This is a genomic window from Mycolicibacterium pyrenivorans (genome assembly GCF_025821625.1).
Lineage (GTDB): Bacteria > Actinomycetota > Actinomycetes > Mycobacteriales > Mycobacteriaceae > Mycobacterium > Mycobacterium pyrenivorans.
Genome location: NZ_JACKSH010000081.1, coordinates 1 through 24,901, shown reverse-complemented (window position 1 = coordinate 24,901; position 24,901 = coordinate 1). Strand labels below are relative to the sequence as shown.

The following is a 24,901-nucleotide window of genomic DNA, read 5'->3' as shown; positions in this document are numbered from 1 at the left end:
GGCCATCATCTGATCCCGCACAACGGCCCACCCCGACTCCAAAGCGCACAACCGAATTCGCCCCCACGCCGAGGGTCGATCGGTGAATCAAGGCTAAGTGGCCTGGGGTTGGCCGGCTGTCACGGCGGCGGCGAATTCCGAGCCGATCAGTTCGAGGTATCGATCGGCGTTTCCGCCCTGGGTGCTGAACGACAGCAGCCGTTTCAGGTAGAGGTGAGCATCGTGTTCCCACGTGTACCCGACACCGCCGAACACCTGGATTGCGGTGTCGCCGACGGCGGCGAGTTGGCCGCTGAATGCCTTGAGTCGCAGCGCCGCGAGGTGGCGGTGATCGCCGTCGCCCTCGTCGGCAGCCCACGCCGCGTGGATCACCCCGCTACGGGCCAACTCCACGTTCTCGAACATGTCGACGCACAGGTGAGCGACCGATTGAAAGCTGCCGATCGCCTGACCAAACTGTGTGCGCGTTTTGGCGTAGTCGACTGTCATGTCGACGAGGCGTTGTGCGGCACCGAGCGCGTCGGCCGCCGCAACGATCAGCACGTCGTCGACGAGCGCCGATAGTGCCTGAGCGCCCGCAGTTCCCAGCAGTCTTCCCGGCGCGTGGTCGAGCGTCACCTGGAAGCGACGATGGGTCTGATCGATGCCCGGCAGCCGGCCCAGCGTGACCTCCGGTAGGGCGGTCTCGACGGCATAAAGCGCCAAGCCCTCACCGTGCTGGGTCACAGTCAAGATGATGTCGGCGGCCCTGGCGTCATCGACGACGAACTCTCCAGAGACTCGCCCATTGCCCGATGATGTGGCCGGCACCGAGAACAGCGGCCCAACCGCGGCCACCCGATCACCAGCGGCGATGCCCGCGAGTAGTTCGGCTGCTTCACTGCCGGCCCCGAAGCGTGCGATCGCCCTCGGCGCGGCGACTGCGCTAGACAGCCACGGTCCCGGGTAGAGGCCGGCTCCCATTTCCTCGGCGACGATCGCCGCGTCGACGATCGCCATGCCGGCGCCGCCGTGCTCGGCAGGGACCAGCACGCCGGTCGCGCCAAGGTTGGCGAGCCCGTTCCACACCTGAGATGTGGTTCCGCGGTCGTCGTCGATTAGCTGCCGCACGTGCGCGTCGACTCCAGCGTGCTCGGCCAGGAACTGTCGCACGGTCGCACGCAGGGCGCGCTGTTCATCAGTCGGTTCGAGGTTCACGTGTGCTCCTCACTCGTTGCACCAGCGCTCATCGTCGCGGCAAACCGAGCACTCGCTGGGCGGTAATGTTCTTGTTGATCTGCGTGGTGCCGCCGGCAATGGTCAATGCGCGGGCAGTCAGGCGGTAATCGGCCCATCTAGCACTGGCCGCCGGTCCTAGCACGTCGTAGGCCAGAGCGGCCAACTTCTGGCCGGTCTCCCCCCACACCGATTTAGCCAGGCTTGCCGTCGAAAAGGCGTCCCCGCCGTGCAGCATCGCCGAAATCGAGCGCAGGCATAAGATTTCGAGGAACTTGATACGGGTGACAAGCTCGCCGATTCGGTGCAGAGTGATGGGATCCTGCAGTGCCGGACGATCGCCTACGCGCGCCGTTGCGAGGTCGCCGACGAGCTGTTCGAGATCAACCTGCAATTCCGAGTATAGCCGGGCCGCTGCTGCGCGTTCATGAGACAGCGTCGCGGTAGCAACCTTCCACCCTTCGTTCAACGGACCGAGCATCGCGTCGGCCGGGACGCGAACATCGGTGAAGAACACCTCGGCGAAATCCATATCACCGTTAAGCGCAACCAGAGGTCGCACGCTGATCCCCGGCGACGTCATATCCACGAGAAAGCACGAGATCCCCTGGTGCTTTGGGGCATCGGGGTCAGTGCGGACGTAGAGCTGGCACCAGTCGGCGCGATGGCCTAGTGACGTCCAGATCTTCTGGCCGTTGACGACGTACTCATCACCGTCCTGCATTGCCCTGGTACGCAGTGACGCCAAATCCGAACCGGATTCCGGCTCGGACATACCCTGGCACCAGATATCGTCTGCGCGAAGCATCCGTGGGAGCAGATCGAGCTTCTGCCTTTCACTGCCGTATCGCATGATCGCCGGCGCGATATTGTTGATACCAATAATGTTCAGCGGGTTAGGGACTCGCGCACGGGTGGTTTCCTCGGCGTAGACGAGTTGCTCGAGGACCGAGGCACCACGACCCCCGTAGACAGTGGGCCACGCCACCGCCGCCCAACGGTGATCTGCTAACCGCGCATTCCACGCGCGCAATAGCTCGAACGCCTGGTCATCGGCCCCTGGATGACGGGTGGCGGCAACGATGTCCTTAGTCAGATTCGCAGCGAGCCACGATCGGAGTTCCGTGCGGAACTGCTCGGCGTCGGGCGGATAGGTGAAGTCCACGGGTTCCCATCTGGCTTGCTGTGATTGACGGCAATAGGCTCTTCAATCTAGGGTGAAACAGAATTCTGTTCAAGGGGAGGTTTGGAGCCAGGGTGACCGACGACGAGGCCGGAAAGCGCTTCCAAGCGCTGGGCATGTTCGCTTCTGCGCTTGCGGGAAAAGCAGTTGCCGTGATGGAGGGCGCCGACGGCGACGGGCCGTGGACCGACGGCGAAGCGATCTACATCAATCCGTCAGCTTCAGCGCAGTTCACGCTACCGGCGGTCGCGGTGCAGGCGTCTCTGATCGCCGCCGGCAGTCTCGATCCTGATGTGGTCCGCCCGATAGTACGACATCCCAGGCTGGCCAAACGGTACCTGGCCGTCGAAGCGCACCGTGCGCTGGTGCTCAATGCTGGGTTGCTTCCCGCCGCAATGCTCGACCTGGGAAACGCTGAAATCGCAGGGCGAAGTGACTCGGCGACGGCGTCGTTAACACTCGCTTCGACCAAGGCCGCCCTCGCCGATGCGCCGTCAATTTTCGGCACGATCCGCGCGAAGAAGGTGCTGGCGGCATCTCGTGACGCAGTATCCAAGGCAGGCCAGGAGGCCGTGGGGCACGCGCCGCGCAAGCAGAAGGATGGCGGGGCCGATCAACTCGAGGATCTCAACGAAGACAGCGTCGACGAGTCCGACGATTACGATTTGTTCTCCAGTCCGGTCGGCGGCGGTACGTTCATCGGCAGGTGGCTGTCGAAACTGCTCAAAAGCACCCGTAAGAGTGGAGACAACAGCCTCGGGCCGCCCGGTGCCGATTCTGCGACGCACCAGACGAATTCGGCGAAGCGTGGGCGCCATGCCGTGGCTTCTTTGGCCTCGGCCGCCGGCGAAGACGTCAACGACTTCGAACCGACTGAGTTCACGTATCCGGAATGGGACGCAGGCAAGAACGTCTATAAGCCCGACTGGTGCACGGTGCACGAGGTGGAACCGCGGATTAAGCCGTTCGCCACACAGGCGGTCGAGGGCGCGATCACCGTCCGCAAGCCGCTGGCCCGGCTTGGTATGGGGCTGCACCGGCGCCGACGCCAGGCCCAGGGTGACGACATCGACATCGACGCTGCGATCGAGGCACGGGTGGAGTTGATGGCCGGCTCGGTGCCCGACGAGTCGGTCTACATAGACACTTTGCGGCGCCGACGCGACCTGTCGGTCCTGCTGTTGTTAGACGTGTCGGGCTCGACCGCCGAGGCCGGGACTATGGGCCGTACCGTGCATCAACAGCAGCGGGAGGCGGTGGCACATCTCATGATCGCCCTTCACGATCTCGGTGACCGGGCGTCGCTTTATGCCTACTGCTCGCAAGGACGCACTGCGGTGACGATGACGCCGATCAAACGTTTCAATGATCACCTTGACGCACAGGTCTTCAGAAAACTGAATAGCCTGGAACCTGGCTCCTATTCCCGCCTTGGCGCGGCGATTCGACACGGATCAACGGTTCTTGAGGCGCGCGGCGGCACCTCTAGACGGCTGTTGGTGGTGGTGTCCGACGGGCTGGCGTACGACCATGGCTACGACCGCCGTTCCGGGGCCGCCGACGCACGCCGGGCACTGATCGAGGCGCGTCGACGCGGTACCGGTTGTGTATGCCTGACGATCGGCGCCGACACCGATACAGCATCGCTGCGCCGGGTGTTCGGAAGCGCGGCGCATATGACGATTGCGCGACCCGACCAGCTCGGTGGCGCGATTGGTCCGTTGTTTCGCTCAGCGGTTCGATCAGCAGAAGTCCGGCGGCGCGTGTCGTGACCGGCAGTTTCGAGAATATCCGTTTCCACCACGTTGAAACAGAATTCTGTTTTGGGCTACCATCCATGGATCGCCTCCGGGCGGAGGGCGGAAGGATTTCATGACCAACGAGCCGACAACCGCGTCGCGGAACGGGGCATCCGACATATCGCCCTCGGATCGTCCGTACTACCGGTCAGTGGGCAACGAGGAGGCTGTTTTCAAGGCGGCGTTCCGCCAAGGGCTTTCGGTCATGCTGAAGGGGCCAACCGGTTGTGGAAAGACCCGCTTCGTCGAAGCCATGGCGTACGACCTCGGCCGGCCGTTGATCACTGTGGCGTGTCATGATGACCTCACCACCGCTGACCTCGTTGGCCGTTACTTGTTGCGTGGCGACGAGACCGTGTGGGTCGACGGCCCGTTGACGCGCGCCGTGCGCGAAGGCGCGCTGTGTTACCTCGACGAGGTGGTCGAGGCGCGGCAGGACACCACCGTTGTCCTCCACCCCCTTGGCGATCACCGTCGGCAGTTGCCGATCGAACGGCTCGGCGTGACGCTTGATGCAGCCCCAGGATTTGGCTTGGTCGTCTCCTACAACCCTGGTTACCAAAGCGTTCTGAAAGATCTGAAGGATTCGACGCGCCAGCGGATGGTGGCGATCGACTTCTCCTATCCCAGTCCCGACATCGAGGAGGGCCTCGTCGTACACGAGTCCGGTGTCGACCACTCGACAGCTGCTGAGTTGGTGCGCTTCGGGCAGGCCATCCGCAAGCTCGAGACCGGAGGCCTCCGTGAGGTTGCCTCGACTCGTGTGCTCATTGCGGCCGCCCAGTTAGTCGTTGAGGGCCTGACTGTGAGGGAAGCTGCCCGCGCAGCGATCGCGGGACCGCTTACCGACGACGCTGGTGTGAGCCGCGGCTTGAACGAAATGATCGATGTCTACCTGGGTGATCCGACCGGGCAGACTGGTTGACAGTCGAATGTCCGGATGCCAGAAGTGATCTGGTATCAATCTCTCCGAAAGAAAAGGTGATGCGATGACGACAGGTGGAACCACGTCACTCGAACCCGAGGAAAAGTCGTCAGGTCGTTCTCAGGGAGTGAACTGGGGGCGATGGATCAGCGGCCTGGCAGTCATTGCGTTCGCCGGGCTTTTCCTGGCTGTGTCGAGAACGGAACTTGCACCGCGCGTTGCCAATCCGAACGTTCAGGGTAGGCCGCGCCCAGTCGATTTCACCGTTGGCAGCTGGTTCATCAACGCCTACCAGATTGGGATCGTCGTCCTGCTCTTGGGAATGATCCTGGCCTTCTGTATCGCTTGGCGGCGGAACCCCGGTCACCCAGTCTTGTTGATGGCCATCTGCACGACACTGATCGTGTGGCAGGACCCGATTATGAACTGGGCGCCCTTCGCGGTGTACAACCCCGACTGGCTTCATTGGCCTGAGGATTGGCCGCTGATTTCGATGTCACCGACGGTTGAGCCGTTCTTCGTATTCTCCTATGCGATCTTCTATCTCGTCCCGTACTTCCCCGGCATCTGGATCACGCGCAAACTTCAGGCTAAGGGTGGACCGGAATCCTTCGCTGCGCGGCATCCTCTCGTCACCCTCGCATTGGTGGTTTTGGTCGTCGGATTTGTCTACGACATGATCATGGAAGTTGTCTTCATCCGCACCGGGATGTACATCTACAGTCAGGTCATTCCATTTGGATCACTGTGGCCGGGCACTACATTCCAGTTCCCACTGCTATGGGAATCTTTGGGTGTCACCTTTGTCATGATCCCCGCCGCGGTCCTTTGCTATCGCGATGACACGGGCAAGTCGGTCGCTGAGAAGCTGGCGGCGAAGGCGAAGCTCTTCCCGGCGAAGCCTGTGCTGGGCACATTCCTGGTCATGTTCGCCATTACCAACGTTTCCTACTTCGTCTACGGAGGATGGTTCTGGGCCATCAAGGCCAGCGGTGCCGCGACGGCGGTCGCCTGTCCGTGGCCGTACCCAGAGGCCAAAGTGTATGACCCTCAAGGCTATTACGAAAAGGAAGGTGCGGTCGGACCTTTCTCTGTCGGCAAGTGGGCTACCTGGCAGAGCGGCGTGCCGAACGGACGGCCCGATGTGGAAGCGCCGCCAGCGGGGCAGGGTGCCTGTGCCCCCAAGGAGCCGAATGGCTGAGCAACGCACAGTCGTCATCACTGGAGCCTCGCGAGGGTTGGGCTTCGCATCGGCAGTCCGGCTCTACAACGAGGGCTGGCGTGTGGTTGCGGCGATGCGCTCACCCGACCAAGGTGTAGCCCTCCTTCGTGATGCGACCGGAGCTGGTCACGACGACGGTCGTCTTGTCGGCGTCCGTCTCGACCTGATGAATGAGGAGTCAATCGCTGCAGCGGCCGAGCAGATCGAGGCATTGGTGGGCGCGCCACATGCATTGGTCCACAACGCCGGAATCGCCTCGATCGGGATGTCGGAGGAGCTTGATCGAGACCTCTGGAGCAGTATGCTCGCGACTCACCTGACGGGTCCGGTTGCGCTGACCAAAGCGCTGTTACCCGTGATGCGCGCCGCGGGTCGAGGTCGGATCGTCCTGGTATCAAGCGCCGGTGGCGTGCGCGGCCAACCGGGAATCGCCGCATACTCGGCGGCGAAGGGTGCTCTCGAGCGATGGGGCGAGTCAATGGCGACGGAGATCTCACCGTTCGGACTTGGAGTGACGGTCCTGGTGGCCGGCGCCTATGACACCGACATCATCGATGATCGCGCGCCAGGCTATCCCGACTACCGGATTTGGGACGGCCCCTACTCGCCCATTCATCACTCCATGGACGTGCGGGGCCATATCGCCATGAGATTCGCTCGACCCCCGACGCGCTTCACCGACGGATTGGTGAAGGCTCTCAACGACCGTGCACCCTTTCGCAGGCGTTCGGCGGGACCCGACGCGGCATTGCTCATGGTCTTCAACAGGGTCCTGCCAGCAGCAGCTATGCATCATATGGCCCGGGCAGTGATGGGGATACCGCGTCAGGGAGCGCTGAGGGGCGGCGCCCCGCAGCTGACCGCACCGCAGCAATTGATGGTGCGGGTGATGGGCAGCCTTCCCCTGCCTGTGATGAGGCGGCTGATCGTATTGGCCACCTGGCTCGCACCAAACCGGTCCTCATCGCCCTCAGCGGCAAGCGGACTACGACGGCAAGCGCAATGTGCAGAAAGGCAGGGATAGCCGATGAGCGAAGTAGGAGATGTCGTAGACGATTTGAGCGACGCGTGGGCGTTCGACGAAGCGGTTTCGGGCAACGTGCGCAATCCTTATCCCGAGTTCGAGCGCTTCCGCGCCGAAGAGCCGGTCCAGCGGATCGACCTTTCGGTCATGCCGGGTGAGGAAGGCAAGCCGCTCTTCGTCGTCTACCGATTCGAAGAAGCCCAGCAATTGTTACGCGACAACGAAACTTTCTCTTCGTCGATCATATTGTCGGCCTACGGCGAGGCACTCGGCAAACGTGTCATGCTCGGCATGGATGAGCCGGAGCATGGGCGACACCGCGCTCTTGTGGCGAAGGCTTTCTCGCAGAAGGGACTTGCCCGATTTCAGGACGAGCTCGTCGGCCGCGTCGCTAACGACCTGATCGACAGGATGGCTCCCAACGGGAAGGCCAATCTCGTCAAGGAGTTCACCTTCCCTTATCCGACTCGAGTCATCGCTGGCCTGCTTGGTCTTCCGGAAGAAGATTTCCTGCAGTTCCAAAAGTGGTCCCTCGGGTTGCTCAGTTACGCGCTCAACCCCGAGCGGGGGTTGGAAGCGTCGAAGGCGTTGGTCGAGTACTACCGCCCGATACTTCGCGCGCGGCGCGAGAACCCGCGCGACGACCTCATAAGTCGCCTCGCTGTAGCCGAAGTTGACGGCGAACGGCTCGAGGACGAAGAAATCTTCTCCTTCCTCCGGCTGTTGTTGCCGGCGGGTGTCGAAACCACATACCGGTCGCTTGGGAATCTGTTGTTCGCCTTGCTGTCGAATGAAGACCAGCTGAACGCGATCCGAGAAGACCGCGATCTCGTCCCCCAGACCATCGAGGAGGGTGTGCGCTGGGATGCTCCGCTGCTGAGCACTATTCGGGTCGCAACGTGCGACACGGAACTTGGTGGCGTGCACATTCCCGAAGGGTCATCGGTGATGCCGATGCTCGGCTCGGCCAACCATCAGAGTGAGCGGTTCGAAGATCCCGACAAGTTCGATATATTTCGTCCGGCTAAGTCGAATCTGGGGTGGGGCAACGGCACACACGTATGTCTGGGTATGCATCTTGCGCGTCTGGAGATCCGGACCGCTATCAACTTGTTGCTGGACCGGCTCCCGAATCTGCGGCTTGACCCCGACGCCGATGATCCGCACATCCGCGGCCAGGTATTCCGATCGCCGACGGCGCTACCTGTGCTGTTCGATAAGGCCTAAGAGAGTGGCTATGTGAGCGTATTGGGTCCCACTGTGACGGAGGTTTCAAGACGAGACTTCAGCGGATGAGCTCCATCAGCTTTTTTCATCGTGGGCCGCGTCGATCGCCGGTCGCTGACTCGAATCGAGGTAGCCGACGTAGGCCTCTTCTAACTGCTGCCGCGTCGGGGATATGGGGGTGATGCGGTATGCGGCATTGTTCCTTGGCGTTGTGGTCTCATCGCGATCGGACGCGGCTTGTCAATCACGTGATCGATGCGCTCGTTGTTCGTCCCGTGCTCACGGCGCACGACTGCGATTGGGCTGCTCGTACTACTGCAACCCGGTTCTGTCGAACCCGGGCGATAGCCTTGCGGCCACAACCCCATGGCCGGATTCGTACCACGCGATCGACCCCGCCATGGGCTCCTTGTCATGATTGGTGGTTTGGGGTTTCGGTGCGCCCCATGCAATCCCACCCTAGGAGGAAGCGCGTGGCGGCGTCTGATATCGGTCGGCATAAACTCATCTGTGCCGACTGCGAGGGTACGTGTGCCCGCAGGGTGGCATTTGTGTCGGCCCTGCGCGTGATCTCGCTTCTCGTTCCCTCGACGACCGAGGTTGTACCCGCATGATGAAGCGCGCTACCCGCGGCCCCTTCGGTGAAAAAGGGGGTGGGGAGTTCGACGGGGCAGATGGTTCGACCGACTCCGGTCCGTGGCCAGCGATCTCTCCTGGACTCCTCGCATCGTCGTGCCGTGCCGTCGCATCATTCCTTGCATGGCGGTTGCGGCATCGACCTCGTGTGCACCGCGTCCACGCGGACGACATCGAGATCCGTTGCCACGACTACGGATATGCCGACGGTATCGCGACTCCAGTGCTGCTGTTGCACGGAGGCTTCGCTGTCTCCGAGTCTTGGGTGGGCCAAATCCCGGCCCTGGCCGCGCAAAGGCGTGTGCTCGTGCCGGACTCACGCGGACACGGCCGCACCACGCTGGGCCAAGGGGGAATCACCTATCGCAGAATGGGAATGGACGCCGCCAACTTGCTCGACTCACTTCGAGTCAGCGCTGCCCATGTAGTCGGATGGTCCGATGGTGGTTGCAGCGCGATCGGTATGGCCTTACAGCGACCGGACCTAGTGTGCAGTCTTACTTTGCTCGGTACGCCCGTGCACGCCGACGACTACACGCCAACCGCTCGGCGTTCGCTGGAAGCGTTCGTTCGGCCCGAGGCTGTAACGATGCGCGTGATGCGGCTGGTGCACCGCGTAATGTCGGGACGGCCGGGCGACTGGGCACCCTTCCTCGACCAATTGACGCAGGTCTGGCTCAGTTCGCCCGACTACACCACCGAGGAACTAGCGCGAATCACAGTTCCCGCTCTCGTCGTGGGTACCAAGCACGACGAGTTCCTGTCTCTGTGGCCCGAGGATCCATTGACGGTCTTCCGCGGCTGCGCGGACCGGCTGCCCGCCGGCCGGCTCGAAGTCGTTCCCGACGGTACACACCTCATGCCGATTGCGCTTGCAGGTGAGGTAAACCGGCGCCTGCTGGCATTCTTCGATACCGTCGACAACGCCGCCTCACCGCGGGAACAGTTGCCGTAGATAGTTGCCGGAGCGTACGCGGGTGGGCTTCGTATACCACCTCACCGAATTCAATTGGTCTGGTGGGGTTTCGTCCATGTCTCGTGGGTTATCGCTGTCCGTAACCATCCGTCGGATTTGAGAATTGCGGCAAGCATCACCAGCTCTTCAGCGATCGAACCGTTGTTCAGTGCGAAACACCACTCACCAAGCGCGCCTAGTCCATGCGCCGAACACCGGTGCGGAGACAATGCCCGGCGGCGATGCGAGTACATACGGGATTGCGTTGATCGCGCTCATGCCGATCATCAGGTGGCCCGGATTGGTGCCCTCCAGCTTCGCCGGTACCTCGCCCCAGGACATGTTCAACGCCAGGTCGAAATTGGGGACTCCGCGGATCTGCACCCGGATCAGCGGGACCGTCTCGCCCGGGGCCGGTGCCGACAGATTCCACTGCGGCAGATCGTATGTGGCGACCCACTCTTCGTGGATCGCCAAGAGGTCACGTCCCCGCCATTGACCGAACCACGAAAGGCGCTGCCCGACAGCAGTTCCTGCTCTGATCGTGCCGGCGGCAACGGAAAGGTCGTAGGGGAGGGTCGTGGCTGGCGTCCACGGCCACTCGTATCCCGTCGAGTTCGATGCCGAGGACCTCCGCCGTACCGTTGAGCGCCTGCCGATACGCCATATCGAGCTTGCCGACGATGGGGGAGTCGACGGTGATTTCCTCGGGTTTGCGGCCCATGCCCATCAGGTCGAACATCATCTGCGGGCTCGCGATGTCCGATACGTCCACCGCCTCATACAAATCGATACGTTCGACATGCTTGCTGAGCCCGGTCACAGTAGCCACCAGGCGCTCCATCATGAAACCCGGATTCTCACCGGCGGCGTGGAACCTGGAGCCGCCCGTCAAACATGCATCGACGAACATCGCCTCCACATCGGCTCCGTACGTCGGTAGGTGGTTGTAGGAGGTCGTTGAGATCACGCTCGAACCCGATGCCAGCAGACGCCTGATGTCCTCGGAGTTGGTCTCCACCGGGTACGCCTTGCTCGCAGCGTGGATCACGACGTCGGCGCCAAGGGCGAAGATCGCTTCCTTATCGGCGGTCGTCAGCACCCCGGTGTCGGGCAGTCCACACAGCGTGCCCGCGTCGAGGCCCGCCTTGGCTGGGTCATAGACCAACACGCCCACCAGTTCGTAGTCCGGATGTTCGATCAGCTCCTGCAACTGGGGCAGGCCGACCGCGCCGGTGGCCCACTGTACGACCCGAATCGTCACCGTTGACTCCTCTCGGATGGATGTCCGCCGTTTCAACCTACAGTTTGTACGTTGCCCTGCGCCGCGGTGTAAGTTCCCCTTCATCTAGGGCTGAGGAGGTAGGCCGACGTGTCCACCGTGACGACAAAACCGCGTGTCATTCAATGGGCCACCGGCCAGACCGGCATGTTTGCGCTGCGAAATCTCCTCGACAGCGCCGAGTACACGCTGACCGGTGTGCGGGTCTACAACAGCGCCAAAGCCGGGATCGATGCCGGAAAGCTCTGCGGTCGTGACGAGGTCGGTGTCGTTGCCACCGATGACCGGGACGCGCTGATTGCCAGCGATGCCGACGTCGTGCTCTACATGGGCAAGGTCGAGACCGATACCTCGGGATGTCTCGCCGATGTGTGCGAATTGCTCGCGTCCGGCAAGAACGTTATCGCAACCGGAAGCCGGTTCACCCACCCGCGGTCTCTGGATGCCGGCATGGCCGACGCCATCGAAACCGCTTGCGACAAGGGCAACGTCACCTTTCTCGGGCTGGGTCTGTTCCCGGGCTTCTACGGTGAGACGTTGGCGCCGGTGCTATCACGGCTGACGCAGAAGACCTCCCGGATCAGCGTGCGCGAGGTGATCAATTACGCGACGTATGCGAGCACCGACCTGATGTTTGACACCATGGGTTTCGCGCATGCCCCCGAGGACACGTCACCCGCGCTGGCCAACGAGCAGTATGCGGCGGCGGTGTGGATCGGCACGGCGACGATCCTGGCGCAGGCACTCGGGCTGACCATCGACAGCGCCTCGGGATACCGGCACGTAGCCACGACTCCCCGGGATCTCGAGGTCGCGGCGGGACGTATTCCAGCCGGCACCGTGGCCGCTATGCGCTTCGGCGTCAGCGCGAGGTGCGGCGACACCACGATTGACGTCGAACACCTCACCCGGATGGCCGACGACATCGCACCGGACTGGCCCAGCGAGATCGGGTACGAGATCTGCTACGAGGGTCAGCCCAACATTCGGTTACATATGGTCGTCGGCGCCGACGGCGAAGACCATTCGGAACAGGGATGTCTCGCGACCGCAATGCACGCAGTGAACGCGATCCCCGCCGTCCTTGCCGCGGGGCCTGGACTCTACGACCTGTCCACGATCACGCCGTTCGTGCGTCGGCCTCGATCAATTCCAACGTTTTGAGGTCGCGTAGCGCCGCACAGGACCGCTGCAAAGTATGCACGAACATGGCATCCCCACGCTCGGTCGGAGCAGCGGTCGCGCATCCGAGGATCGAGATCAATGGTGGCTGGAGCATACCGATACAGTAGTCATGCCAGCAGGTCTCGCGGTCATAGCCGGTGACCCCATGTTGCAGCAACGCCGCGTGGTAGTGGTCGATAAGGCTTTCCTCGGTGGCGCGCCGGGCATCCGTCTGCAGGCTGGACGCCGCGAAGTAGGCGACGTCGCGGCCGGGTAGCCCGACGCTGATCGTCTGCCAGTCGACGATGGTCACCGAGTCCCTGTCGGGATGAAACATCAGGTTGTCCGCACGAAAATCACCATGCATCAACGAGTATCGCGGCTGATTGATCAGCCAGGGCGTCACCGCTGCCATGCCTGCGCGCAAAATGTCGTGGTCTTCGGCCGCCAGGTGTTCACCGAGCCGACCGAGGACGACATCGGTCAGGGCTTCGGCCGCCGCGCCCATCATCTGGGCGGCCTCGACGTCGCCGGGCTTGGGCATGATGAACTCGGGCATGTCGAGCCACGTGGGCTCACACCAGCTCGGTGCGTGCAGGCCGGCGATGGCGGTCATGACATTCTTGGCCTGCGCATCCGAGCAGCCACCGATCTGGTCGCCCTGGACCGCGGGGTCGAGGTCGGAGAGAACTAGCGCGAAATCAGAACCATCGTCACTGATGTCGTGATGGAAGCACTGGGGGATAGGCACTTTCACGGTTGGCGCCACTTCGCCGTAGAACGCCACCTCGCTTCGGTAGCCGAGGGAAAGACCGGCACGCAACGCCACATCCTCGGCGGGCAGCTTCACGACGACCGTCTCGGGCAACCTCGGGTTCGGATCGGCGTAGGCCGGCGTGGCCCGATAGGTCGATCCGGCTTGTCCGGTTCCGATGCGCTGCAGCGTCAGGTCGGCGATCTCGACCGTGTCCCCGGGTTTACTCAACGCGGCTGCCAACCAGGTGGCGGTAACATCTGACAACGTGTGGGGTAGAGCAATTTCCGTCATTCGGCAGCCCGATACGCTTTGATCACCGGTTCGAGCTCGGCGGGAGTCGCGCCGTGAGTGATCACGCAGTCCGCACCGAAGTCCAGTTCTTGGCGCACCCGCGCGGCGCATTGCGCGGGCGAGCCGGTCGCTGATGCGCCGAGCCAGTCGTCGGGGATCAGCGTCGCGATATGTTCGATCTGCTCGGCCGTTGCCTTGGCGTCAATGGCCCCCGCGACGGACGTCACCACCGGATCTTCTCGAAAACGAGCCAGCACGCCCGGATCCCAGCGATTGGTGGAGACGAGCAGGTCGCCGTAGGCCTGTAGGTAGGTGGCCAAACGGGCGACCGTCTTCTTCATTCGTAGCTCCTCGGGAAGATGGTCACTGACGGTCGCCAGGCATGACCAGACCCGCACCGAGTCCGGGTCGCGGCCGGCCTGCTCGGCGGCCTCTTTGACGGTGCGCACGCATCGCTGCAAAGTTTCGGGGGTGAAAAAGGTGTGCAGCACGATGTCGTCGAACGCCCGTCCGCCGAGGGCAAGGGTCTGCGGGCCGAACGCGACCAGCCCGAGCCGGATGTTCTCGTTGAAATCGGGGTCGAGGACGAGGATGGGATACTTGCCCATCGGGCCATCGTGGTCGACGATGAACTCGCCTTTCCACAGCCGCCGCATGACACCGGCGAAGTCCTCGAGTTGGGCTGTAGTCGCGGCCGACACGCCCAGAGCGCTGTACTGGGGAACACCGCGGCCAAGGCCGAGGATGAAGCGGCCCCCGGACAGGCGGTGGCAGGTGACGGCCATCGACGCCGTGATCAGCGGGTGGCGCGTGTTGAAGTTCGTTGCGGCCGTTCCGATATGCATTCGGTTCGTCACCGCGCACGCTGCGCCCGACTGGGCACCGGCCTCTTTGTACGATGTCCAGCGTTCGGCGAACCAGCCCGTGCCGAAGCCGAGGCCCTCGCCTTGGCGAGCCTCGTCCATCAAGGTGGCGGGGCCTTCCCCGCCCGCGCCGGCCAGCAGGTAGAAGCCAAGCTCGTCAAGCACCCGTTCGTTGTCAGCCATGGTGTTATCGACCTCTCCGTCGCGTTTGGGTGGTGGCACGGCGTCACGAGTCGGAATCTGGCTGCTGAAATCGTGCAAGGCGTCGACGAGCCTTCCGCCGCGTCGACCAGACCGAGAACTTGGCCATCGCCGTCTTGGAGCGAGAGTAGGGCGGCGCGGCCAGGCCCGTGAAACTGAATGGAAGAGCGGAGCCGACAACGGGACGGTGGTGACTGAACGCGTCGAATCCGGCCTTTCCGTGATAGGCGCCCATACCACTTTTGCCGACGCCGCCGAACGGGGTCTGCGGAAAGGCCATGTGCAGAGCGAAATCGTTGCGCGACACCCCACCGCTTCGTGTGCGTTTGACGAGGTGCCGGAAGTCGTCGTTGTCGTCGCCGTACCAGTAGATGGCCAGAGGCGACGGACGCTCGTTGATGTAGGTGATCACCTCGTCGAGCGCGCGGTAGCCCATCACGACCAGCAGCGGTCCGAATATCTCATCGGAGGTGATACGCATACTGCCGTCCACGTTCGTCACCAGAGTCGGGGCGATTTTGCGGGTCGCCCTGTCCGGCAACGTTTCTCCGGGTGGAGCGACCGAGATGATGTGCGCTCCCTTCTTCCGGGCGTCCTCAAGCAGACCCAGCACCCGTTCGTAGTTCGCGTCGTTGACTGACGACGTGAAGTCGGGCGAGTTGACGACAGACGGCAGTATTCGACGAATTGCTGCGCTCGCCGCCTGACAGAATTCCTCGACGCGCTCGGTGGGGACGAAGACGTAATCGGGGCACAGACAGACCTGGCCGCCGTTGACCAGCCGTGCGTTGGCAATACGGCCCGCGTATCGGTCGATATCGGCGTTCTGCGCCACGACGACCGGATTCTTGCCGCCGAGCTCCAACGTCACCGGGACCAGGTGCTCAGAAGCTGCGCGCTGGATGAGGCGTCCCACGGATGGGGAGCCGGTAAAGAACAAGTGGTCGAATGGCAGAGCCGCGAATTGCGCCCCGACTTCGATCGGACCGACCACGACGTCCAATTCGGACGGGTCGAAGTAGCGTGCGGCCAGATCTGCGAACACCTCTGCGGTGTGCGATGTGACTTCCGACATCTTGATCATGACGCGATTTCCGGCGGCGAAGGCTTCCACCGCGGGCAGTGCGACCAGGTTCACCGGAAAGTTCCAGGGCCCGATGATGCCGACGACGCCCTTCGGCGAGGGCTCCACCTCGGCGCTCACCCCGAACAGTCGGTACCCTGGCAGGGTCCGGCGCGGGCGCATCCAGCGCTCCAGATTGTTGCGGGTGTACTCGATCGTCGAACCGATGCCCACGATCTCGGTCATCACCGATGCGACCGGCGAGCGGGACCCATAGTCCGCCAGCATGGCCTGTGCGAGTGCATCGGCGTTCTCGAACAGAAGCGCCACCAGGCGGTCGATGCGATGCCTCCGGACGGCGGCCGAGGGTGGTCCCTCGGCTAGGAAAGCCTGTTGCTGGAGAAGGAGTCTAGACCTCAAGCTGTTCTCAGGCTCTGACGACTTTCCGTCTCCGAGGGCCACGCGTCAGCCTCGCTGGGTGAGGTATGGGTCACGCAGCTCCGACTTGCGGAGCTTTCCTGCCGGTGTGCGCGGCAGTTGATCGCGGAAGTCGATCGAGCGTGGACACTTGAAGGTCGCCAGGCGCGCCCGGGCGAACTCGATCAACTCCTCGGCGAGCGCGGGTGTCGCGGTGGCAGAGGCCGTGAGTTGCACCGCGGCCTTCACCTCTTCGCCGAACTCCGGGTGCGGGACGCCGAACACAGCGACGTCGGCGACCGCCGGATGAAGAATCAACACGTCCTCGGCTTCCCGAGGATAGATATTGACCCCGCCCGAGATGATCATGAATTCCTTGCGATCGGTCAGGTAGAGATATCCGTCGTGATCGAGGTAGCCGATATCTCCCATCGTCGACATGGCACCGTTGCGACGGGAACGTGTGGTCTTGTCCGGGTCACCCTTGTAGACGAAATCGGGGTCGCCACTGAAATAGACGGTGCCGACCTCGCCAACTGCCGCCGCTGTGTCGGTTTCCTCGTCGATGATGTGGATGGGGCCGGTCAGCGATTGGCCGACCGAACCGGGGTGTTCGAGCCACTGCTCGGAGTTGATCATCGTGAACCCGCCGGCGTCCGTGCCCCCGTAATACTCCACGAGGATCGGTCCCCACCAATCGATCATCTGTCGCTTGATCTCCGGTGGGCAGGGCGCACCCGCGTGCAGTGCGGTCCGATGAGACGACAGGTCCCGCGCTTGGCGTTCAGAGTTATCCAGGCCGAGCATGCGCACGAACATCGTCGGCACCCACTGACTGTGCGTGACCCGATATGTTTCGATCGCACGCAGCGCCTCGCTGGCGTCAAACTTCTCCATCATCACCACGGTCGCTCCCGCCCGATGCGCAGCGGTGGTGAAGTTGAGCGGAGCGGCGTGGTATTGCGGGGCAGGCGATAGATAGGTCGCGTTTTCGTCGATGCCGAAGAGCGCCGCGAGCCCGTATGAAGCCAGATCGATGTCGCCTGGCTTCGTGTCGGGCAGCGGGCGAAGCACACCCTTGGGTCGCCCGGTGGTGCCGGAGGTGTACAACATCGCTGCGCCGGACGACTCCTCGACCGGATCTCCGTCGAAAGCCACGGCTTCTTCGTAGTCCTCAAAGCCATCGACGACTCCGTCGGCCATCAGACGAGATGTCAGGTTCTGTGCTGCGTCCCAGTCGAGTTCGGCGACGAGATCACGCTGAGCCGCCGACGTGACGAGCAGCTTTGCTTCGCAGTCGTCGATTATATACGCGATTTCATCCTGCTTCAGATGCCAGTTGACTGGAGTGACATATATCCCTGAACGCAGTGCAGCCCAAAGCATCTCGAAGTAGCGAGCATCGTTGTGCAACAGTATCGCGATATGGTCGCCGCGCTCGACACCGCGGGAGCGGAAGAATCCGGCCAATCTGCGCGACCGATCGTCCAACTGCCGATAGGTGACTGTCGTGCCCGAACCAGGCATGACGACGGCAGGATGATCGGGCTTGACGGCGGCCCAGTGTCCCGGATACATCAGCCGACTCGGTGGTTCCAGTTGCGCGCTGCGCTGACTACATCGGCAAAAGGCGTGTTGCTGTCGAAACTGGGCTCTCGGGGTAGCCCGAGGACGCGTTCACCGATGCCGTTGCGCTGCACCTCGTTCGTGCCTCCACCGATTGAGGCGATCCTGCCTGTGAGGTATTCATCAACGACGTTCTGCGCCTCTGTGTCATCATCGTCCCAGGCGACGACGCTGGTGTCGCCGATTTCCATAGCCAGCCGAACCCGTTGCGGTACGAGGACGCCGCCGGCCAGTTTGATGTATGCGGCGACCGCCGGATTCGGTGTCGCCGAGGCCAGTAGGGCGGCGAACAAGCGCTTTCCGAGATGGTGTTGTGCGTAGTCGTTGATATGTGCGCGCGCTATGGCCTGCCTCGCGATCGGATCCCCGAGACGATTGGCCTTGCGCGCCAGCGCCACCAAATCGGGCGCCAGCTCCCGTGGCTCGGAAACCATGAAGCCTTCGCCGGCGCGGCGTTCGTAGACCAGCATCGTCTGGGCCACCGACCAGCCGTCGTTGATCTGGCCGATGATGTCGGCGTCGGAGACGACGACATCATCGAGGGTCTCCTCGCAAAAGCCGGCGTTGCCGTCGACCAGGACGATGGGCCGGATCGCGACGCCCTTCGCGGAAGTCGGTACTGCGAACCATGTCAAGCCACGGTGTTTGCTCACATGCCAATCGGTTCGGGCAAGACACATCGCGTAGTCCGCGTTCTGTGCCCCCGTGGTCCAGATCTTCGAGCCGCGGATCACCCAGTTCTCACCGTCGCGGGTCGCCCGCGTCCGGATACCGGCCAGGTCTGACCCCGCCTCAGGCTCAGAGTAAAACTGGCACCACAATGCATCGCCTGCGAGCATCTTCGGGATGTGACGTTCGAGGAACGCCGGTGTCGCATGCGCAAGCATGGACCGACCGATCGGACCGAACGTGACCAGGCCGACCGCACCGAAGTCCGGCGTCACGTAATTCGAGGATTCCTCGGTGAAGACACGTTCGTGTGCCTCCGACAGGCCCCGGCCACCGTAGGCCTCGGGGTAAGAGATTCCCGCCCACCCCGCGTCGAACAGCTTGCGCTGCAACGTGCGGTTGCGAGCGATTTCGTCCGGTGTCCTGGCCTCGGCCGCCGAGACGCCCGTACCCCGCGTGTAGCGGCGCTCGAGATTGGATTCGATCCACGAGCGTGCGTCCCGGCGGAACTGGTCGAGGTCAACTTGCGCGTCGGTCACTGTGTTTACTCCCATCAGATTCCGCCGAGCTGGCACACACGTTCGCGATGCCATACCGGATCGCCGAACATCTCAGCGTCGGTGGTGACCCGCCGGACGTAGAGGTGCTGGTCATGCTCCCAAGTCAGGCCGATACCTCCGAACACCTGTGTGCAGTTCGACGCGATGTCGATGCCCGCGTCGCCCACCAACGCTTTGGCCATACTCGCAGCCTGATCACCACTCTCATCGTCGCGGCCGAGCGAGTCGGCGGCAGCCATGACAACAGACTGGCCCAGCTCGAGCGACAGACTAGAGTCCACCAGCAGATGCTTGATCGCCTGAAACGAGCCGATAGGTCGTCCAAACGCGATGCGGTCCTTGGCATATTGGACGGTCCGGTCGAGTCCCACGGCCATCGCGCCGGCGGTCTGCGCCGCGGTGAGAACCGACGCCAGCGCAAGTTGCCGGCTAACGAGACGGCCCGCCGAATCCGGCTCACCCACCATGTCGGATCGCCGAACGCGCGTGCCGGTGAACTCGACATCCGCGAGGTCTCGGGTCAAGTCCAGCGAGCGTTTTTTCCGAGTGGTGACACCGTCAGCATCGACCGGAATCACGAACTGAACGGGGCCGTCCGCCGATGCTGCCGTGACGAGCATCCATGACGCCCACCCGATGTCCTGGACCAGCGATTTGTGTCCCTGCAGCTCGTAGCCCGACTGCGTCGGGGTAGCCCAGACCCCGGCGTCCGGTGCGCCTCCGCAGCTGCCGGTCGCCGCCCAAACTGCGCTGGCTTCGCCAGACAGAAGTGCCGGTATGAGCCGTTCCTTCTGCTCGTCGCTCCCGGCGGCTGCGAGCGCGTAGGCGGTGACGTTGGTCGCGACAAATGGGCCCGGTTGCAATGCGGCACCCAGTTTGCCGGCAATCAGCGTGGCATCGACCACGCCGTTGTCCGATGCGCTTCCCCCACCGAGCGATTCTGCGACCAGCATGGAAAACCAGCCGAGTTCGGCGCCCTGACGCCAGTAGCGGGTGCGGAAGTCGGGCTCGCGGTGAATCCCGTCACGCAGTCGCGCGATCGGGCACTCCTTGGCTGCGAACTTTGCTGTCTGTTCCAGCACCGCCCGCTGGTCGTCGGTGACTACTTCATCCACGGAAGTTCCTGCTCCTGACTGATGCCATCGTAGTCTGTCGAGATCGAGCGGTCAGGGCAGTGCGATGGTGGCGGTTCCTGGGGTGGTGGCTTCGTCGTTTTGGTTGAGGACATCGATGTCGAGCACGACAAGGTTGCGCCCGTTTTCGGNTCAGGGCAGTGCGATGGTGGCGGTTCCTGGGGTGGTGGCTTCGTCGTTTTGGTTGAGGACATCGATGTCGAGCACGACAAGGTTGCGCCCGTTTTCGGACTTCTTCTCGGTGACCACCGCTTTGGTGCGCAACACATCGTTTTTGAGGTTGGTGCCGCGGAACTGCACAGTCATGCTGACGATGTCGGCTTCGTCACCGGCCCACTCGCGCAGCGCGTTGAGCAGGTAGGTCCACCGAAGATTGCCCATACCGATCGCACCGGGCTGACCCATCAACTTGGCCATCTCGTCATCCATGTGCACCGAAATGAACTCGTCGTTGACCGCCGCGAAGCGGTTCCAGTTGTCGAAATCGGTCTTGCGAGTGAACTCCGGCAAGACCTGGCCGACCTCGACGCTGTCGAAAGAGACATTGATTGCCATCGCGATGGGCTCCTGTGCCTAGAACTGGATGGTGGTGCCGACAGTGCGCTTGACCAGATCACCATTCTGGTTGTGCCACTCGGTCTCGTACTTGGAGAACAGCTTGAGCCCGGAACGGCCCTCACGCTCGTCCCAGCTCGCTAGCCGCAACTTCGACGAGATCACATCACCGGGACGCATCCTGGTGAAATACGTGTCCTCGGTGCCGCCATTGAGGATCATGCCGCCGATCAGCCCGGGCAGATCGAACGGCAAACCGCCCTCCTCACCAGTGGGAACAGGCCACGCGAAGGGATTGAAGTCCTCCGGCGCCACGATGCCGCCGAACTTGGTCGACTTCGCGTACTCGGCATCGGTGAACAGCCGCGGCGGAACCTTGGGCCAATACGTGGCGATCGCCCACCGCCGAATGTCGGACTCACTGATCGGGTAAGACACCTTCTCCCGACCCCAAACACCCTTGCACTCCAACATCTCCTGAGTGACAAGCGAGGTCTTCTCGGTCATCAGCGACCCTCTCCAACTCCTCGGCGAACAACACCCAAACACACACGGCCACACGGCACTCGAGCCGCCCGCACGGCAACCAAACTCTAATGGCCTCCAGTGACACATGTCAACCAGTGACACCAAGTCCAGGTGCGCCTGGGAGGTGGGCGCCATCACAGAACCCGGCAACTTACCAATGGTAAGCGAACCGCGCGTAATGAACTACGCCGCAGCTGCCTTCGGCCAGCCTGCTACATCCGTATTTCTTTTATGCGGCAGGCGATCTCGTTCCGATTTGTCAGCCTGCCTGAGCCCCGGCAGCTCGACTCTTGGCCTTCTGACCCCTAGCCGGCTTGCGAACATCGAAGGCTGTGCAGACGCGATCGAAATTCTTGTCCAGCACCACGATGTCGAAGGGCTCGTCGTACATCAACCAACGGCGAAACGCCGCACTCGAGCTCGACACCAAAAGCGTCGCGAACACCGCTGTCTCCAGCGGGGGCACATCGCCAGACTCCTCGGCGATGGCATCGGCGAGGATATCCTGATAAGTCTGACCGATCAGCGAGAACTCTGCCAACGTCGCCGACGTGGAGAAGATCGCGATCATTCGCTGGCGAGCTTCTGCACTTTCCATCAAATGCAATGTCTCGACCTGAAAGTCGCGCCAACACGTAACCGCATCAGTCTCTCGATTGGCTAGCCTCGATCGGAACGATTCGAGGAGGTCATGCTCGACGGCGAGTGCGAGTGCCTCCTTGGTGCTGAAGTATCGAAGGATCGTCCGCACCGACATCACGCATGCATCCGCAATCTGTTCCAGAGTCACACCTTCGTAGCCGTGCTTTCGGAAGAGGCGGTTCGCCTTATGAATGATCTGCCGCCGGGCATCTTCTTTCTTGCGTTCACGCAAGCCGGCTCGCGGTTCAGTCATTGGCGCATCCTAGCATCGAAGCGGCCACGGCCGGCTTTTGTCAGAAGGCGACAGGATTGGTGGCCAACGCGGGAAGTCTTCCGATCCGGCAGCCCGATACATCGAAACATGCTGCCAGCCAACTAAGCTGCGTCGCACCGCCCCACTCGGGCGGCTCGCTCCGGACCATTGCGGGCCGACACTGTCCGCTCCGAGCACCGTATGTGGTTAGGCGGGGGTGAGGTGGTACATGGCGGCGTCGTGTTCGGGGATGTCGTCGTAGGCGATTTTGACGGGCATGCCGATGTGGACGTCGTCGGGGNTGTGGTTAGGCGGGGGTGAGGTGGTACATGGCGGCGTCGTGTTCGGGGATGTCGTCGTAGGCGATTTTGACGGGCATGCCGATGTGGACGTCGTCGGGGTTGGTGTCGGTGAGAGTGGCCAGGACCAGCACTGAGCGGGGGCCNTCGACGTCGAGTTTGGCGACGGCGACGACGTAGGGGGTTTGGTGGAAGCCAGCGCCGCGGTGCACGATGCTGTAGGTCCAGACCTCACCTTGTCCGCTGATCGGGTCCCAGTCGATGTTCTCAGACTGGCAGTTCTTACATGCCGGGTAGGGCACCCAGCTGTAGGCGCCGCAGTCGCGGCAGTGCGGGATCTTGAACTGGTGTTCTTTCAACCCGTCCCAGAACGCCATGTTGCCCAGCGTGGTCGTGGGAAGCGGCTTGTGATAGGCCATCTGCGGTTCTCCTTGTGACTCGGGCTAGTGGGGGTTATTCGGGCTGCTCGGTACCGAGCACCATCACGCCGGCCACACCATGAACGGAGAAGCCCTGGGACAGTGACACACCGATCTTGGCGTCGGCGACTTGGCGCTGCCCACACTGACCGCGCAGCTGTCGCACCACCTCAATAGTGGGCATACCCGAGGGCTCGCCACAGTGACTGCCCGACAGCAACCCACCGTCGGTGTTACACGGCAACGACCCATCCAGGCGGGTATTGCCGTCCTTGACAAAGTCCACGCCCTCACCGAGTCCGCAGAACCCCATCTCTTCCAGATCGCGGGCCATAGTGATCGAGAAGCAGTCATACAGGTTGGCCACATCGACCTCATCGCGACTGACACCCGACATCGCAAACGCCCGATTAGCCGCATCCCTGACCGAGTGCCCCTCCTCGGGGAACCACGGATCAGGAATCGAGGCATAAAAGTCGCTGTAGTAGCTTTCCGCGGCCCCCAAAATCCACACCGGATTCGGACTGTTACGGGCCACCTCCTCAGAGGCCACCACCAACGCATACGCCCCGTCGTTGTCAATCGAGCAGTCGAACATGTTCAACGGCGTACAGATCTGCTTGGAGTTCATCACATCATCAACAGTGATCTCCCCTTTGGGACCCATCACCGACGCCGGGTTCAGTGTCGCGTAATGGCGCGCCACCACCGGGATCTCGCTGAGGTCTTCTTTCTTGATCCCGAACTCATGCATGTAACGCTGGGCCCACAACGCGTACCAGGTCACCAGGTAGCCACCGTGGGGAAGTGCGTCCCACTCCCCCACCCGCAGCGGGCCTTCACCGGGGGCGGGATACGACGACGGGCCCGTGGCGAACGCCGACTTACCGAAGAACACCACCACCACATCAGCCACACCAGCCGACACCGCAGCAGCAGCCTTGGCCAGCTGCGCCGAACCACCCCCATGTACAACCAGCTTCTTGGGGCGGCCACCGAGCTGCTCAGCCCAAAACATATGCGCCAGAGATGAATTCAACATCGGAGCAGGATTATGAAAATCCGTGCCGATATTAGGCGCCAAACCATCCACATCAGCCAACGTCAAACCCGCATCAGCCACCGCACCCTTGATCGCCTCCAACTGAAGCGAAAACGGCGTCCGCGCCATGTTCTTCCCATGCTCAGTCGTATACACCCCAGCAATGGCCACCCGCCGAGAAGAAAAACCCACGCCCACACCTCCATCACAACCAACACCACACCAACTCCAGCGAGACTAACCACCCCACCCCACAACAGTCAACAAACGACACATGTCACTCACTGACACCGGTCTCGCGTGGATGCCCGCAGCCACACGATCGCGGCAACGAGATCACCGTGCCCAAGGTATTCCCGATTTCATTGAGCACGGTATTCAGGGCGTCGCCGAACGATGTACCCGGCGATGCCCGGGTCCCGCCTTTGGATCAACACCGGTGACGCCTCGGCCGACATCACCCGCCACCACGAACCCGGCGGGTGAACACTACGTAGGAGGCAGCTCCAGAAGACGACGACGATCAATTGCCACGGCGACCGCAACGCCCAGGTTACGGACCCTCTGCACTCCGCTCCTGCCGCTTCAGAGCCCCCTGGCAAGGCGATAGGGCTGCATCACCAGGTCCATAATCTCTGGCGTCATCATTCCGCCGGTGTATTCCACCCAGCACCAGCTACGCGGCGCATGCTTACCCGACGAACTGTCGCTGAGCGTTCCGAACACGTGCAGTGGGCTGCCCTTGGTATCGAAGGTGAATGCGTAGGTGTCGTCGGCGATGGACACGTCCAGCGCGACGATCAGGCCCGCGTCGTTGAAGGTGGGTGTGGCAACGATGTCATCATGGACCGTGGTGGCATTCCCCCGAGACCGTGGAGGCATCAGCTATAAGGAGTAGCGATGTCAGAGAAACGGAAGAAGTACGACCGGGAGTTCCGTGAGGGGGCTGTT

At 62.6% G+C, this 24,901-nt stretch carries 23 protein-coding genes; 7 read left to right on the top strand and 16 right to left on the bottom strand.

Annotated features, from left to right (window positions below):
• Positions 1 to 93: 93 nt before the first annotated feature.
• Together H7I57_RS10535 and H7I57_RS10530 are read right to left on the bottom strand one after the other, a co-directional pair.
• On the bottom strand, positions 94 to 1,197 hold the full coding sequence (locus H7I57_RS10535; RefSeq protein WP_264023432.1) for an acyl-CoA dehydrogenase family protein: 1,104 nt from the start codon (positions 1,195 to 1,197) through the stop codon (positions 94 to 96).
• A gap of 28 nt (positions 1,198 to 1,225) precedes the next feature.
• Positions 1,226 to 2,380 (bottom strand): acyl-CoA dehydrogenase family protein, encoded by a 1,155-nt coding sequence (locus tag H7I57_RS10530; RefSeq protein WP_264023431.1) that lies wholly within the window; start codon positions 2,378 to 2,380, stop codon positions 1,226 to 1,228.
• Between the two features lie 92 nt (positions 2,381 to 2,472).
• Between H7I57_RS10530 and H7I57_RS10525 the strand changes: the two genes are divergently transcribed.
• The 6 genes from H7I57_RS10525 to H7I57_RS10500 all read left to right on the top strand — a co-directional run bounded on the left by H7I57_RS10525 (position 2,473) and on the right by H7I57_RS10500 (position 10,186).
• Positions 2,473 to 4,170 carry a nitric oxide reductase activation protein NorD gene (locus tag H7I57_RS10525; RefSeq protein WP_372510182.1) on the top strand — a complete coding sequence of 566 codons (1,698 nt, stop codon included), beginning with the start codon at positions 2,473 to 2,475 and terminating at the stop codon, positions 4,168 to 4,170.
• Between the two features lie 100 nt (positions 4,171 to 4,270).
• Positions 4,271 to 5,122: a CbbQ/NirQ/NorQ/GpvN family protein gene (locus H7I57_RS10520; RefSeq protein WP_264023430.1), complete on the top strand. Its 852-nt coding sequence runs from the start codon at positions 4,271 to 4,273 to the stop codon at positions 5,120 to 5,122.
• A gap of 64 nt (positions 5,123 to 5,186) precedes the next feature.
• Positions 5,187 to 6,323 carry a spirocyclase AveC family protein gene (locus H7I57_RS10515; RefSeq protein WP_264023429.1) on the top strand — a complete coding sequence of 379 codons (1,137 nt, stop codon included), beginning with the start codon at positions 5,187 to 5,189 and terminating at the stop codon, positions 6,321 to 6,323.
• A complete protein-coding gene (locus H7I57_RS10510; RefSeq protein WP_264023428.1) occupies positions 6,316 to 7,368 on the top strand; it encodes an SDR family NAD(P)-dependent oxidoreductase in 1,053 nt (350 codons plus the stop codon). Before H7I57_RS10515 ends, H7I57_RS10510 begins: the two co-directional genes overlap by 8 nt.
• Before the next feature lie 3 nt (positions 7,369 to 7,371).
• Positions 7,372 to 8,595, top strand: a complete 1,224-nt coding sequence (locus tag H7I57_RS10505) for a cytochrome P450 (RefSeq protein ID WP_264023427.1) — start codon at positions 7,372 to 7,374, stop codon at positions 8,593 to 8,595.
• Between the two features lie 610 nt (positions 8,596 to 9,205).
• Positions 9,206 to 10,186: an alpha/beta fold hydrolase gene (locus H7I57_RS10500; protein WP_308204338.1), complete on the top strand. Its 981-nt coding sequence runs from the start codon at positions 9,206 to 9,208 to the stop codon at positions 10,184 to 10,186.
• 183 nt (positions 10,187 to 10,369) lie between these two features.
• Here H7I57_RS10500 and H7I57_RS10495 read toward each other — a convergent pair whose 3' ends face one another.
• A complete protein-coding gene (locus H7I57_RS10495; RefSeq protein ID WP_264023438.1) occupies positions 10,370 to 10,663 on the bottom strand; it encodes a hypothetical protein in 294 nt (97 codons plus the stop codon).
• Positions 10,664 to 10,667: 4 nt separating this feature from the next.
• The gene (locus tag H7I57_RS10490) at positions 10,668 to 11,399 is read right to left on the bottom strand and encodes a hypothetical protein (RefSeq protein ID WP_264023426.1); all 732 of its coding nucleotides are present in this window, start codon (positions 11,397 to 11,399) and stop codon (positions 10,668 to 10,670) included.
• A 168-nt stretch (positions 11,400 to 11,567) separates the two neighbouring features.
• On the opposite strand from H7I57_RS10490, the gene H7I57_RS10485 reads away from it, so the two are divergent.
• Positions 11,568 to 12,632 (top strand): NAD(P)H-dependent amine dehydrogenase family protein, encoded by a 1,065-nt coding sequence (locus H7I57_RS10485; protein WP_264023425.1) that lies wholly within the window; start codon positions 11,568 to 11,570, stop codon positions 12,630 to 12,632.
• Here the strand turns inward: H7I57_RS10485 and H7I57_RS10480 are convergent.
• From H7I57_RS10480 to H7I57_RS10425, 12 genes are all read right to left on the bottom strand, one after another.
• Positions 12,589 to 13,482, bottom strand: a complete 894-nt coding sequence (locus tag H7I57_RS10480) for a phosphotransferase (RefSeq protein ID WP_308204337.1) — start codon at positions 13,480 to 13,482, stop codon at positions 12,589 to 12,591. The two genes, H7I57_RS10485 and H7I57_RS10480, sit on opposite strands and share 44 nt — an antisense overlap.
• A gap of 194 nt (positions 13,483 to 13,676) precedes the next feature.
• Positions 13,677 to 14,726: a TIGR03857 family LLM class F420-dependent oxidoreductase gene (locus tag H7I57_RS10475; protein ID WP_264023434.1), complete on the bottom strand. Its 1,050-nt coding sequence runs from the start codon at positions 14,724 to 14,726 to the stop codon at positions 13,677 to 13,679.
• Positions 14,727 to 14,769: 43 nt separating this feature from the next.
• Positions 14,770 to 16,227 (bottom strand): coniferyl aldehyde dehydrogenase, encoded by a 1,458-nt coding sequence (locus H7I57_RS10470; RefSeq protein WP_264023424.1) that lies wholly within the window; start codon positions 16,225 to 16,227, stop codon positions 14,770 to 14,772.
• Between the two features lie 45 nt (positions 16,228 to 16,272).
• Positions 16,273 to 17,802, bottom strand: coding sequence for an acyl-CoA synthetase (locus H7I57_RS10465; RefSeq protein WP_264023423.1), 1,530 nt, complete (start codon positions 17,800 to 17,802; stop codon positions 16,273 to 16,275).
• Entirely contained in the window at positions 17,802 to 19,058 is a 1,257-nt protein-coding gene (locus H7I57_RS10460; RefSeq protein WP_264023421.1) for an acyl-CoA dehydrogenase family protein, read from the bottom strand. Before H7I57_RS10460 ends, H7I57_RS10465 begins: the two co-directional genes overlap by 1 nt.
• Positions 19,059 to 19,072: 14 nt before the next feature.
• Positions 19,073 to 20,194, bottom strand: coding sequence for an acyl-CoA dehydrogenase family protein (locus H7I57_RS33465; RefSeq protein ID WP_264023419.1), 1,122 nt, complete (start codon positions 20,192 to 20,194; stop codon positions 19,073 to 19,075).
• 150 nt (positions 20,195 to 20,344) lie between these two features.
• Entirely contained in the window at positions 20,345 to 20,767 is a 423-nt protein-coding gene (locus H7I57_RS10450) for a MaoC/PaaZ C-terminal domain-containing protein (protein WP_264023418.1), read from the bottom strand.
• 18 nt (positions 20,768 to 20,785) lie between these two features.
• On the bottom strand, positions 20,786 to 21,274 hold the full coding sequence (locus tag H7I57_RS10445) for an FAS1-like dehydratase domain-containing protein (RefSeq protein ID WP_264023417.1): 489 nt from the start codon (positions 21,272 to 21,274) through the stop codon (positions 20,786 to 20,788).
• A 280-nt stretch (positions 21,275 to 21,554) separates the two neighbouring features.
• Positions 21,555 to 22,190, bottom strand: coding sequence for a TetR/AcrR family transcriptional regulator (locus H7I57_RS10440; RefSeq protein WP_264023416.1), 636 nt, complete (start codon positions 22,188 to 22,190; stop codon positions 21,555 to 21,557).
• Positions 22,191 to 22,497: 307 nt separating this feature from the next.
• Positions 22,498 to 22,866 (bottom strand): Zn-ribbon domain-containing OB-fold protein, encoded by a 369-nt coding sequence (locus tag H7I57_RS10435; RefSeq protein WP_443678332.1) that lies wholly within the window; start codon positions 22,864 to 22,866, stop codon positions 22,498 to 22,500.
• Positions 22,867 to 22,942: 76 nt separating this feature from the next.
• Positions 22,943 to 24,142 carry a thiolase family protein gene (locus H7I57_RS10430; RefSeq protein ID WP_264023414.1) on the bottom strand — a complete coding sequence of 400 codons (1,200 nt, stop codon included), beginning with the start codon at positions 24,140 to 24,142 and terminating at the stop codon, positions 22,943 to 22,945.
• Between the two features lie 393 nt (positions 24,143 to 24,535).
• On the bottom strand, positions 24,536 to 24,832 hold the full coding sequence (locus H7I57_RS10425) for a hypothetical protein (protein ID WP_264023413.1): 297 nt from the start codon (positions 24,830 to 24,832) through the stop codon (positions 24,536 to 24,538).
• Positions 24,833 to 24,901: the final 69 nt, after the last annotated feature.